A 13,382-nucleotide genomic window follows, 5' to 3' on the forward strand; every position below is an offset into this window, starting at 1 on the left:
CCGGTCAGCGACCGGCGAGCAGCATCTCCGCGACCTTGGTGTCGGTCTCGGCGCCCTCGGTGTACCCACCGGCGTCGCCCAGCGAGGTCATGATCGCCAGGGTGTACCGCTCGTCGGGGCCCGCGAAGCCGACCGAGTTGACCACCCAGCCGCCCTGCTCGGCCGACCAGCCGTTCTTGAGTCCGGGCCGCATCCGCGCGCCGGCGCCCCAGACGCCCCAGTGCTGGTTGAAGTCGACCGAGCGCATCCGATCGAGCAGGTAGTTGCGGTCGTCGGGGTGCATCGCGGTGAGCACGTGATCCATCAGCCGGTCCAGGTCGGCGGCGGTGCACTTCTGGAACGACCAGTCGGGGAAGAGCGCGGTGCTGGTGGGCTGGGGGATGAGCGAGACCATGCCGTTGGCGCGGAAGGCGTTGTTGTAGGCCATCCGGTCGGGGCCCGCGTACTTGTTCCAGAGCAGGTCGGCGGCGGCGTCGTTGGAGGTGGCGAGCATCGACTCGAGCAGGCCGCGGTCCTCGGGCGGGAGCCCGATGGCGCCGACGCGGGCCCGGTTCAGCAGGTCGGCGGCGATCGCGAGCTTGATGGTGGAGGCGGTCCACACGGAGTCCTCCGCGTGCTCGTTCGCGTACACCCCGCCGGTCACCCGGTCGCGGACGACGTAACCCGTGACGCCGGGCCGCGTCTTCAGGTAGGCGTCTACCGCGGCGATCCGGCTGCTCATATCGCAGTCGAAGCCGACGCGGCAGCCGGGCGCGGCGTAGGCGCTCGGCGCCGCGGCACCGGTGAGGAAGGTGGGCGCGGTCGGGATCAGGATCGCCGCCGCTGCCAGGACACAGGCGGATGCGGCCACGCGGGGAACTGTCCGGGTGGGGGCCATGGGGTAACGCACGAGGGACCACGATCGCACATCCGCGCCGCGGACGCACGTCTTGAGCTCGGCAGCCCGGTGTGTTACGGCGATCGTTGCGCGCTTGTACCGCAGCGTGTTTCGCGGGACCGCGGTCAGTGGAAGGCGGCGCGAAGTTCTTCGACGGTGCGTCCGTTGAGCCGGTAGCAGTGCTCGAACGCCTCGGTGTGGCGGTCGCGCGGCCAGCTGTGCAGGACGGCGGTGCGGCCGTAGTGGCGTGAGTTGACCAGTTCCCATCGTTCGCCGACACGGCGGACCATGAACCCGTCTCTCGGCAGCAGGGGAATCACCATCGCATTCATGAATGCGAACCAGCCTTTCGATGCAGCTCTCCCATTCCTCCCCGGATGAGCGAACGAAGTGAGTGAATCATGTGCCTGCGCGCCGTGCGCGTGCCGGAGCCGAGCGCCGGCGGGGCGCAGGCACGAGCACTGTCGCACACGGGTCCGACCGGTTCGGCGTGACACGGCGCAGTATTCCGTTCCCGTGTGGCTCAATTCACTCCTGACCGGGCGGGGCGGCGCGGTTGCGCGACGGTCGCTGGCGTATAAACGTGCAATGCCGCTGCACATCCACCGGGCCGAGCGCGCCGACGCCCTGGCGGACGCGCTCGCCGAGCTGTTGGCGACGCCGCAGCCGGATCCGTTCGCGGCGGAGATCGTCGCCGTGCCCGCCAAAGGCGTGGAGCGCTGGCTCACCCAGCGGTTGTCCGCGGTGCTCGGCGTCTCGGCGGGCGGCCGGGACGGTGTCGCGGCGAACATCCGATTCCCGTCCCCGTCGGCGCTGGTCGCCGAGGCGCTCGCGGCGAGCACCGGGATAGCGCAGGACGACGATCCGTGGTCGCCGCAGCGCACCGTGTGGACGCTGCTCCGGGTGATCGACGCCGCGCTCGGCGAGCCGTGGTGCGCGGTGCTGGCGCGCCACCTGGGCGGCGCCGAACCCGCGGGCCGCGATCACCGGATAGGCAGGCGCTATGCCACCGCGGCGCACTTGTGCGGGCTGTTCGACGGGTACGGCGCCCAGCGCCCCGCCCTGATCACCGAGTGGGCGGCGGGCGACGACACCGACGGGGCGGGCCGCCGGGTGCCAGGCGATCTGCTCTGGCAGCCGACGCTGTGGCGGCGGCTGCGTGCCGAGATCGGCGCGCCGAGCCCCGCCGAACGGCTGGACGCGGCGTGCGCGCTGCTGCGCGCCGAACCCGATCTCGTCGAACTGCCGCAACGACTTTCACTGTTCGGGGTGACCCGGCTGCCCGCCGACCAGCTGGCCGTCCTCGACGCGCTCGGCCACGCGCGGGACGTGCACCTGTGGCTGGCGCACCCGAGCCCGGTCATGTGGTCGGAGATCGCGCGGCTGCCGTCCGCGATGTCGCGTGTCGCCGACGGTTCCGGGCCGGCGGTGCGTCATCCGCTACTCGCCGGGCTGGGGCGCGACGTACGCGAGTTGCAGCAACGGCTGACCGGACCGGCCGCCGGCGGATCGGATACGTGTCTTCCCGGATCGGCGCGGGACGCGACACCCCCTTCGCTGCTGGCCGCGTTGCAGGCGGGCATTCGCGACGACGCATGGCCGCCCGCCGAACTCGTCCCCGCCGACGACAGCGTGCGGGTACACGCCTGCCACGGACCGGCCAGGCAGGTGGAGGTCCTGCGCGAATGCCTGCTCGGCCTGTTCGCGGCCGATCCCACGCTGGAACCGCGCGACGTGCTGATCATGTGTCCCGAGGTCGAGGCGTACGCGCCGCTGGTGCGCGCCGCCTTCGGCTCCCGCGCGGGATCGGGTGAGACGACGCAGGAGGCGGCGCATCCCGCACACCTGCTGCGGGTCCGGCTGGCCGACCGCGGTCGCGGCGTGACCAATCCGCTGCTCGCGGTGATCGAGGTGCTGCTGGAGATGGCCGACGGGCGCGTAACGGTCACCCAGGTGCTCGATCTCGCCGCGTCCGAAACCGTCCGTCGCCGTTGCGGATTCGACGACGACGCGATCGAACGGCTGCGCGGCTGGGCGGCGGAATCGGGAGCGCGATGGGCCATCGGGCAGCGGCAGCGCCAGGCGTTCGGGCTGGCCGATTTCGCGCAGAACACGCTGAACGGCGCGGTCGACCGGATCCTGCTCGGCGTCACCGCCGACGAATCCGCCGACGACTGGCTCGATCTCGTGTTGCCGCTGGACGACGTGGACAGCAACGACGTCGATCTGGCCGGCCGGTTCGCCGAGTTCATCGATCGGCTCGCGGTGTGCCTGCGTGATCTGCGCGGGCCGCGTCCCGCGCGCGAATGGGCCGCCGTGCTCGGTCGAGCGCTCGACCTGCTCACCGATGTCCCCGACAGTCAGGCGTGGGTGCGCACCGAGGCGCGCAGGGAGATCGCCTCGGCCACCGACCACGCGGGTGAGGTGCCGCTGCGCTTGGCCGATGTGGCGGTGCTGCTGTCGAGCAGGCTCGCCGCCCAGCCGACCCGCGCCAACTTCCGCACCGGCGAGCTCACCGTCTGCACCATGGTGCCGATGCGGTCGGTGCCGCACCGCGTCGTGGTGCTGCTCGGCCTCGACGACGACGTGTTCCCGCGCGCGGGCGGAGTGGACGGCGACGACGTGCTCGCCCGCAATCCGCTGCTCGGCGAACGGGATCCGCGCAGCGAGGACCGGCAGCTGCTGTTGGACGCCGTGCTGGCGGCGCGCGAGAAGCTGCTGCTGTTCCACACCGGCGCCGACCCGGTCAGCGGCGTGCACCGCCCGCCCGCGATTCCGGTCGCCGAACTGCTCGACGCGCTGCGCGCCCACGTCGGCGCGGCGGGAATGGACGCGGTGCTCACCCGACACCCGCTGCAAGGCTTCGACCGCCGCAACTTTCACGCCGAGCGCCCGTTCAGCTTCGACACGGTCGCGCTGGCCGGTGCGCTGGCCGCGGGCCGCCCGCCCGAGTCGCGTCCGGCGTTCCTGCCGGAAGCGCTGCCCGCACCGGAACCGTCGGATGTGGCGCTGGCCGACCTGATGTCGTTCGCCGAACATCCGGTGCGCGCCTTTCTGTGGCAGCGGCTCGGATTGCGGGTCCCGGAACACGAGGAGGACATCGCCGACCGGCTGCCCATCGAACTCGACGGTCTCGCCAAATGGGAACTGGGCGAACGGATGCTCACCGCGCGGCTCACCGGCGCGGACGCGAACGCGCTGCGCGCCGCGGAATGGCGGCGCGGCACCCTGCCGCCGTTCGGGCTCGGCGGCGCGGTGCTCGACGAGATCGAGCACACCGTGGACAAGCTGGTACGCGCCTCGCTGCCGGACTACGAGGGCCAGGCCAGGGCCGTCGACGTGGCCATCGATCTGGGCAACGGCCGCAGGCTCACCGGCACGGTGCCGGAGGTGCGCGGGGAAACCTTGGTGCGCACCACGTTTTCCCGCCTCGCGCCGAAACATCGCATCGCCGCGTGGGTCGCGCTGCTCGCGCTGGCGGCCACCGAGGACCGTTCCTGGCGCGCGGTCACAACGGGGCGCGGCCAATTCGGCCGTCCCGCATGGCGATCCGTGCTCATCGCACCGGATGCCCCTGCCGCCGTGGCGATCCTGCGCGAACTGGTGCGACTGCGGGACGCGGGCCTGTGCGAACCGCTCCCCATCGCGCCGGCCGCGACCGCGGCCTACGCCGAGCGGCGCTTCCGCGGCGCCACCGCGGACGAGGCCTTCGCCGCGGCCGAACGCGAATTCAACGGCGGACCCAACGGCCCCGGTGCTTTCGGGGATCACACCGACCGCCACTTGCGCTACGTGTGGGGCTCGGCGCCGCGGCTGGAACACCTGATGGACGTGCCCGCCCCGGCGGGGGAGCCGGGGGAGACCACCCGATTCGGCGCGATGGCGCGTCGCCTGTGGGCGCCGCTGCTCGGCGCTGAAAGCCAGGGGCAGCCGTGATCGCGGTGGCGTCCCTCGGAATTCGTGTGCGCCACGGCGTGTCTTCCGGCCTTCCGTCGGCGGCGTGGTGCGATTTCTTCAGGCGGCCGTGCGACGCCCGGATCGACGATGCGTGGCGGCAGGGCGAAAGGCGGTGCGTGGCATGACAGTTCAAGACGCCGTCCTTGCCCCGGCGACGGAGGCGATCGCGCCGTTCGATCCGTACGGTCCGCTGCCCACCGGCACGACAGTGCTGGAAGCCAGCGCGGGCACCGGGAAGACCCACGCGATCGTCGGGCTCGCGGTGCGCTACGTGGCCGAAGCGGGCGTCGACATCGCCCAGCTGCTGCTGGTGACCTTCAGCCGGGCCGCGACGCAAGAGCTGCGCGAACGGGCTCGCGACCGGTTCGTGGCGGTGGCGGCGGCGTTGGCCGATCCCGCGGCGGCACAGGCGCATTCGGACGACCTGGTCCGCCACTTGGCCGACGCCGACGCCGCGGAGGTCGGGCGCAGGCGGGCCAGGCTGCTCGCCGCGCTCTCGGATTTCGACGCGGGCACCATCGCCACCACGCACAGCTTCTGTCAGCGCATGCTCGACGAACTCGGGCTGGCGGGCGAACACGATCCGGGCGCCCGCCTGGTCGAATCGGTCGACGAGCTGGTCGGCACGGTCGCCGACGATCTCTATCTGCACCGCTACGCGCGCGACACGCCACCGTTCTCGCTGAAGGAGGCGCACACACTCGCGCTGGCGGCGGTCCGCGACCGGCACGCCCGCCTCGTCCCCCGCGCGGAGGGGCCCGCTGGCGAGCGGGTGGCCTTCGCCGAGGCCGTGCGCGCCGAGACCGAACGCCGCAAACGCCTTGCGGGGCTGCGTGATTTCGATGACCTGCTGGTGCTGCTGCACGACGTGCTCGCCGATCCCGACCACGGCCCCGTCGCGTGCGCGCGCATCCGCGAGCGCTACCGGGTGGCGCTCGTCGACGAATTCCAGGACACCGACCCGCTCCAGTGGGACATCCTGCGCCGCTCCTTCCACGACGAGACGACCCTGGTGCTGGTCGGAGATCCCAAACAAGCCATCTACGCCTTCCGCGGCGCCGAGGTGCTCAGCTACCTGGATGCGGTCGGGCATGCCGACCGGCGAAGCGAGCTCACCACCAACTGGCGCAGCGACGCCGGACTGCTGGCCGCGCTGGAACGCGTCCAGGGCGGTGCGGCGCTCGGGCATCCCGAGATCACCGTCTATCCGGTCGCCGCGACGCGTCCATGGTCACGGCTGACCGGGCCCGCCGAACTCGTCACCCCGATGCGGGTGCGGTGCCTGCCGCGCACGGGCGCGGGCCCGCTGAACAAGTCGGGGTTCCCGTCCGTCGGCCGCCAGCGCGCCAAGGTCGCCGACGACCTCGCCGCCGATGTCGTGCGCCTGCTCGAATCCGGTGTGCGGGTGACCGTTCCGGCGCCGAAGCCGCGTACCGAATCCGATCCGGCGCGAGAAGACGTGGCGGACAACGAGAACGACGGTGTCGTCCGACGTCCTGTCGGTCCCGGTGACATCGCCGTGCTCGTCCGCACGCGATCCCAGATCGACGTGGTGCGCGCGGCGCTGGACCGGGTGGGCGTCGCCTCCGTACTGGCGGGCGGCACCAGCGTTTTCGGCACGCCGAGCGCCACCGACTGGTTGTGGGTGCTGCGCGCGCTGGAGCAGCCGCACCGCTCCGACCGCGTCCGCTTGGCCGCCTGCACGCCGATCCTCGGCTGCACCGCCGCCGACATCGACAGCGGCGGAGCCGATCTCGTCGGGCGGGTGAGCGCGCAGCTGCGCGAGGCGGCTCGGCTGTTCACCCGCACCGGATTCGCCGCGGTCTTCGAAAAGCTTTCCGCCGAGGCCGGTCTCGCGCCGCGGCTGCTCTCGATCGAGAACGGCGAACGCCAGCTCACCGACCTGCGGCACATCGCCCAGCTGCTGGACCAGGTCGCGCTGACCGAAGGGTTCGGCCTCACCGCGTTGACCCGCTGGCTGGCCGACCAGGTGCGCGACCCCGCCGCGAGCGTCGTCGCCGACCGCTCCCGCAGGCTCGATCGCGACGCGGCGGCCGTGCAGATCGCCACCGTGCATGCCAGCAAGGGACTCGAATTCCCTATCGTCTACCTGCCTTTCGCGTGGGACAGCGCCAAGAACCCGTACCCGGCCACGCTGCTGTTCCACGACGACGACGGCACGCGCGTGCTCGACGTGGGCGGGCAGGAGGCCGGGGGCTACGCCGAGCGCAAGCTGCGCAGCGAAGGCGAGGAGGCGGGCGAGGAGCTGCGACTGCTCTACGTCGCGCTGACCCGCGCCATGTGCCAGATCGTGGCCTGGTGGGCGCCCGCCATCACCACCGCGGCGGCGCCGCTGCACCGCATGATCCTCGGCAGGCCCGACGGCGGCGAGACGGTGCCGGGACGGGCCGCGGTACCCGCCGACCAGCAGGCGGTGCCGATGCTGGCGGCATGGGCGGCCGCCGCGCCGGAGGCGATCTCGGTGACCGCGGTCGCACCGGCCGAGGAGGTCGAGCCGCGCCGGGCGCGCACCGAACCGGTCACCGGCGACCTCGCGGCGGCCCGTTTCGACCGGTCCATGGACCAGCACTGGCGGCGCACCTCCTACTCCGCGCTCACCGCGGGTGCGCACGAGCCGGCGGTGGACGCCGAGCCCGAGGGCGAGCGTGGACCGGAGGACGAGCCGTCGACGCCGCCGCCCGCCACTGCCGAACCGGTGACCGTGGCCGCGCCGTCGCTGATGAACGACCTGCCCTACGGCGCGGAGTTCGGAACGCTGGTGCACGGCGTGCTGGAGGAGATCGACACCGACGCGGCCGATCTCGACACCGAAGTGCACGTGCGGTGCCGCGCCGCCGTCGAGGAGTTGATGGCGGAGATCGATCCCGCCGTGCTCGGCGTCGCGCTGCTCGCGGTGCTGCGCACGCCGCTCGGAATCGGTTGTCTGGCCGATATTTCCCGTCGCGATCGACTCGCCGAACTGGAATTCGAATTGCCGCTGGCGGGCGGCGACGCTCCGGCCGCGGGCGTGGCGACTTTGCGTGGCATCGCCGACCTGCTGCGCGCGCACCTGTCACCCGATGACGACCTGGCCTCCTACGCCGACCTGCTGGCCGGCTTGGACGACGTCCAGTTGCGCGGCTACCTCACCGGCAGCATCGACGCCGTGCTCCGCGTCGACGATCCCTCCGGCACACCGCGTTTCGTCGTCGTCGACTACAAGACCAACCGCCTCGGCGCGGGCGACCTCACCGTCGACCACTACACCAGGGAGCGCATGACCGCCGAGATGCTGCGCTCGCACTATCCGCTGCAGGCGTTGCTGTATTCCGTCGCGCTGCACCGGTATCTGCGCTGGCGGCTGCCGGGCTACGACCCGGCCCGGCACCTTGGCGGCTGCCGCTACCTGTTCGTGCGCGGCATGGTGGGGCCCGAAACACCGCCCGGCCGAGGCGTTTTCGACTGGACGCCACCGGCCGCCCTGGTCGCCGCGCTGTCCGATCTGCTCGCGGGCGAAACCGGGGAGGTCCGATGACGGTGGTTGAGTGCGGGGCTGGCGGGCGCAGCGGCGCGGAGGAGGCCCGATGACGTCGATTCAGCTGGCGCAGCGCGGTACCGGCCTGCTGCGGATCTTCAACGAGGCCGGGGTGTTGTCCGCGGCGGACGTGCACGTCGCGGTGCGGCTCGGGCGGCTCGGGCGCGAGGAATCGGAAGAGGTGCTCTTCGCGGCGGCGCTGGCCGTGCGCGCGGTGCGGTCGGGCTCGGTATGCCTCGAGCTGAACCGCATGCGCGAGATCGGCGTCGACGCGGACGAGGACTGGGACGCGGGTGCCGGCGTCGATCCGGCGGCCCTGCCGTGGCCGGACATCGACGCGGTGACGGCCGCGCTGCGGGTCAGCCCGCTGGTGTGCGGCGGCGCGGCCGGACCGCTGCGCCCGCTGCGGCTCGTGCCGCCCCAGCGTGGCGACGACTCCGGCACCCTGCTCTACCTGGACCGCTACTACCAGCAGGAACAGACCATCCGGCGGGTGCTCACCGAACGCGCGGCCGGCCATCCGACAGTCGACGTCGCGGTGGTGCGCCGGGAATTGGACAGGCTCTTCGACAGTCCACTCGGCGAGGGACCGGACCGCCAGCGCCTCGCCGCCGCGCTGGCCGCCACGCACTGGACGACCGTGGTGGCCGGCGGTCCTGGCACCGGAAAGACGCACACCATCGCCAGGGTGCTGGCGCTACTGGAGGCGCACCGCAGGGCGAATCCCAAGGCGGCCGCGCTGCGCATCGCGCTCGCCGCGCCGACCGGCAAGGCGGCCGCGCGGCTCCAAGAGGCGGTCCGCGAGCAGGCGGGCGACCTCGGTCTGCCCGAGCTGACAGCCGCCACCTTGCACCGGCTGCTCGGCTGGCAGCGCGGCCGCCGCACCCGGTTCAAGTACCACGAGTTCAACCGCCTTCCCTACGACGTGATCGTGGTCGACGAGACCTCCATGGTGTCGCTCACCATGATGAGCAGCCTGCTGGCCGCGCTGCGCCCCGACACGCGCCTGGTCCTGGTGGGCGACCCGGACCAGCTCGCCTCGGTGGACGCGGGCGCCGTGCTCGCCGATCTGGTCGCCGGACCCGTTGTCGGCGAACCGAATCCGGTGCTCGACGAGATCATCGGCGCGGGTTCCGCTGCGCGGGAACATGATACGGAGGCGCTCACCCCCTTGGAGCGAACGAGGCTGCGCGGCGGCATCGTCCGGCTCACCAGGGGGCGGCGTTTCGGCGGGCGGATCGCCGACCTGGCCGTCGCGGTGCGGGCCGGGGACGCCGACGCGGCTTTGGAGCTGCTGCGCGCCGGCGGGCCGGAGCTGTCACTGTGCGCGCCGGAGGACACGGCACCGGTGCGAGGGGACGTGGTCCGGGCGGCGCGCGCGGTCACCGACGCGGCACTGAACGGCGATGCGGCGGGCGCGCTGGTCGCGTTGGAATCGCACCGGCTGCTGTGCGCGCACCGGCAGGGTCCGTTCGGCGTGGAGCGCTGGGACCGGATGGCCGCGGACTGGGCGGCGGCCTCCGGCGCGGGACCCGACACGCATTACGCGGCTTGGTATCCGGGCCAGCCGTTGCTGGTCACCGCCAACGATCACGAGGCCCGCATCTACAACGGCGACACCGGCGTCATCGTCCGCTTGCCGGACGGATCGCTGCGTGCCGCCCTCCAGCGCGGCAGCGAACCGTATCTGGTGCATCCCACCCAATTCCCCGCGGTGGTCACGGTTTTCGCGATGACCATCCACCGGAGCCAGGGCAGTCAGTACGACACGGTCTCGGTGGTGTTGCCCGAACCCGAATCCACGCTGCTCACCAGGGAATTGCTCTATACCGCCATCACCAGGGCGCGCAAGCACGTGCGCGTCATCGGCACCGACGAGGCCATCCGCGCGGCCGTGGCCCGCAGGGTGCTGCGCGCCAGCGGGCTCTCCCGGCGCGAGGCTCGCTGACCGGTGCTGTTCGCCGGCAGCTGCTGCGGTCTCGTCGAAGAAGGTCACGCCGTTGCGGTGCTGTCGCGAGGCGCTGTCTCGCAATGCCCGCCTGGGTCAGCTGATCGTGAAGAGCTCGGCGGCGTTGCGGTAGCAGACCTGACGCAGCCAGTCCGCGCCGAGGTCGAGGCGTTCCAGTGCCTGGATGGCGTGGCCGTAGCTGTAGGGAATATTGGGGAAGTCGCTGCCGAAGAGAATTCGCTCGCCGAACTCGCGCAGCCGTCCGTGCTCGGCGACGGGGAACGGCGAGTCGGCCTCGCTGAAATCGGTCCACACCATGGTGGTGTCGAGGTAGACGCCATCGTGCCGCTGCGCCAGGTCCAGGAATTCCGAGTACTCCGGCGTGCCCATGTGGGCCACGATCAGCCGCAGTCGCGGAAACCGTTGCAGGAGTTCGGCTATCGGATCGGGGCCGGTGAAGCGACCGGGGGCGGGTCCGGAGCCGCAGTGGATCAGCGCCGGGACCCCGGCGTCCTCGAGTAGTCCCCAGACCGGGCTGAGCAGCGGGTCGCCGGGCGGGAAATCACCGACCTGGATGTGCACCTTGAAGACGCGCGCACCGCGGTCGAGTGCGGTCGCGACGTAGCCGGCCGCGCCGGGTTCTGGGTAGAAGGTGGCGGTGTGCAGGCAGTCGGGGGTGCGGGCGGCGAACTCGGCGGTCCAGTCGTTGAGCCACGCGGCCATCTCCGCCTTGTGCGGGTACACCAGCGAAGTGAACGCGCTAACTCCGAAGTCGCGCAACGTCTTCAGGCGCACCTGCTCGTCCTCGCGGTATGCGATCGGCCAACTGCGGCCGATCAGCGGGCCCACCGAGTCGAAGTACGACCACACCTTGCTCAGCACCCGCTCCGGCATGAAATGAGTGTGCACGTCGATGATTCCGGGCAGGTCGAGCCGCGCACGGAAATCGGTCAGGTATGTGTTGTCGTCGTCGATCACCGAGGGTCCTTCGCCGGCCGTAGTGGAGCGGGGAGAGCGTGCCTCATGCGCGGTTCACCCGAGGGGGATGGAGGTTCCTGGCGAAATCGCCGACGCGGGTGATGAGCCGTTCGAAGAACAGCTCGGGATCGGTGCCGACGACGATGTCCGCGTTGGGTTCGCGTCCCCACATGCCCGCCCAGTCGGCCACCGTCGTCGCGCGCGTCAACGTGCCGGTCAGCTCCACATCGACCGTCGCGGGCCTGGTCCTGGCCAGAGACGGATCGAGGGCGACCGCGGCGGCGAATGGGTCGTGCATGTGCGCGAGATAGCCCTGGTCGTAGGCGCGGTGGAACTCGAAGTAGAACCGCACGGCGTCGGACACGTGGCGCACAATGGGATTCGAGGCCGCGGACCGGGAGCCGGGAACGTCGTCCTCGGACACCGTCTCGGCGGGGTGGCTGAGCGCGCGCTCGGCCAGCAGCGCCAGATGCTTCGGATGCATCTCGATGGTCTCGGTGATGTCGAGCGCGCACACCAGCGGGCGGCGATCCGGCGGGGCGGCGGAGAAGGCGTCGAACACTTCCTTGGCCGACTCGGGATCGACGTGCACGTTCCACTCGTTGGTGGGCGTGGTGTTGCCGGGATGGTTGAACGCGCCGCCCATGATCACCAACCGGCGCAGCAGCCGCGGCAGTTCGGGTTCGATGCGCAGCGCCAGCGCGAGGTTGGTCAGCGGACCGGTGCACAGGCCGACGATCTCCCCGGGATGTTCGCGCACCAACGCCATCCACATCTGCGCGGCCGTGCGGTCCGAACAGGTGCGCCGGGTTTCGGGCAGCTCGGCGTAGCCGATGCCCTGCGGGCCGTGCGTGTCCTCGGTGGTGCGCAACGGGACAGCGAGCGGTTCGGCCGCGCCGAGGGCGACCTCGATCTCCGGCGCCCGGCACACCTCCAGCCACGCGAGATTGTTGGCGGCGACCTGGGCGGCGGGCACATTGCCCGCGGTGGCCGCGATACCGAGGATGTCGGCCTCGGGGGAGGCGAGCAGGTACAGCAGGGCCAGCGAATCGTCGATTCCCGTGTCGACGTCCACGATCATCTTCTGCCGCACGATTCGACAGTAATCGACGCTGCCGAGCGCGCTCCGTCGGAGTCCCATCCGGCGGAGCGAAGGCGGAGTTATCTCCGGCGGATGTGCCGGACCTGTCCGTCCGGAGTCTCGCCTCGGGCTGGAGCGAAGGCGGAGTTATGTCCGGTGCACGCTGTCAGACCTGTCTGTCCGGAGTCTCGCCTCGTGGAGCGAAGGCTGAGTTTCGTTCGGTGCACCCGAGCGGGCCTGTCCGTCTGAAGTCCGTGCATGGCCGGAGCGAAGGCGGAGTTACGCCGCCAGGTGAGTCCGTCCAGCGGCGTGCGCATATCGGAACGAAGAGCGGTGTAGCGGTGCAACGAGCACCGAAGCGCTAGAACATTCGTCTTGGACAATCGTCTGAGACGTGCGGTAGCCTGAAGCGCATGGGAAACCGCGAAGACCTCTTGGCCGGAGCCCGCAAGGCGATCATGGAGCGCGGCGTCGCCAAGACCACCGCGCGCGACATCGCGAACGCCGCCGGGGTCAGCCTGGCCGCCATCGGCTACCACTTCGGTTCGAAGGACAGGTTGATCACCGAGGCGCTGGCCGAAGCGCTCGGCACCGGCATCGGCGACAGCATGGCCGAGCTGATCCAGGCGACCGAGGGGCGTCCGATGCCGGAAGCCTTCGCGTCGATGATCGACGGCCTGCCCGCGGTGTTCGCCGCCAACCACGAAGGCATGCTGGCCAGTTTGGAGAATCTGCTGCGGGTGGCTCGCTCGCCGGAGTCGCAGCGGTACATGGCCGAGAGCATTCCGCACGCGCACGCAGACGTCGCCGTCATCCTGCGCGAAACCCATCCCGGGCTGACCCAGCAGCAAGCCGAAGCGATCAGCAAACTCTATTTCGCACTGACGCAGGGCCTCTCGGTACTCTGGATGATCGGCTCAGAGGGCGTCCTCCCGGACGGAGATACCCTGTCGACCGCGTTCGCGGCGATCGCCGGTTCGCGCGAAACCACCGGGTGACCACGGGG

General features: G+C 71.4%; 8 protein-coding genes. 4 read left to right on the top strand and 4 right to left on the bottom strand.

Going from position 1 to position 13,382, the window contains the following annotated elements; all coding sequences use genetic code 11:
• Nucleotides 1-4: 4 nt before the first annotated feature.
• A complete protein-coding gene (locus AB0H50_RS13580; RefSeq protein WP_357451014.1) occupies nt 5-850 on the bottom strand; it encodes a tat pathway signal sequence in 846 nt (281 codons plus the stop codon).
• Between the two features lie 152 nt (nt 851-1,002).
• Entirely contained in the window at nt 1,003-1,209 is a 207-nt protein-coding gene (locus AB0H50_RS13585; protein ID WP_357451017.1) for a hypothetical protein, read from the bottom strand.
• A 256-nt stretch (nt 1,210-1,465) separates the two neighbouring features.
• On the opposite strand from AB0H50_RS13585, the gene recC reads away from it, so the two are divergent.
• From recC to recD, 3 genes are all read left to right on the top strand, one after another.
• Entirely contained in the window at nt 1,466-4,813 is a 3,348-nt protein-coding gene (gene recC, locus AB0H50_RS13590; RefSeq protein WP_357451020.1) for an exodeoxyribonuclease V subunit gamma, read from the top strand.
• Between the two features lie 142 nt (nt 4,814-4,955).
• Nucleotides 4,956-8,369, top strand: coding sequence for a UvrD-helicase domain-containing protein (locus AB0H50_RS13595; protein WP_357451023.1), 3,414 nt, complete (start codon nt 4,956-4,958; stop codon nt 8,367-8,369).
• A gap of 49 nt (nt 8,370-8,418) precedes the next feature.
• Nucleotides 8,419-10,317, top strand: coding sequence for an exodeoxyribonuclease V subunit alpha (gene recD, locus AB0H50_RS13600; protein ID WP_357451026.1), 1,899 nt, complete (start codon nt 8,419-8,421; stop codon nt 10,315-10,317).
• Between the two features lie 96 nt (nt 10,318-10,413).
• Here the strand turns inward: recD and AB0H50_RS13605 are convergent, their stop codons facing one another.
• Nucleotides 10,414-11,295 carry an amidohydrolase family protein gene (locus AB0H50_RS13605; protein WP_357451029.1) on the bottom strand — a complete coding sequence of 294 codons (882 nt, stop codon included), beginning with the start codon at nt 11,293-11,295 and terminating at the stop codon, nt 10,414-10,416.
• A 43-nt stretch (nt 11,296-11,338) separates the two neighbouring features.
• Nucleotides 11,339-12,436: a nucleoside hydrolase gene (locus tag AB0H50_RS13610; protein WP_357451032.1), complete on the bottom strand. Its 1,098-nt coding sequence runs from the start codon at nt 12,434-12,436 to the stop codon at nt 11,339-11,341.
• Between the two features lie 353 nt (nt 12,437-12,789).
• Between AB0H50_RS13610 and AB0H50_RS13615 the strand changes: the two genes are divergently transcribed.
• On the top strand, nt 12,790-13,374 hold the full coding sequence (locus AB0H50_RS13615) for a TetR/AcrR family transcriptional regulator (protein ID WP_357451035.1): 585 nt from the start codon (nt 12,790-12,792) through the stop codon (nt 13,372-13,374).
• Nucleotides 13,375-13,382 lie beyond the last annotated feature (8 nt).

This window comes from Nocardia sp. NPDC050793 (assembly GCF_040654065.1).
Classification (GTDB): Bacteria; Actinomycetota; Actinomycetes; order Mycobacteriales; family Mycobacteriaceae; genus Nocardia.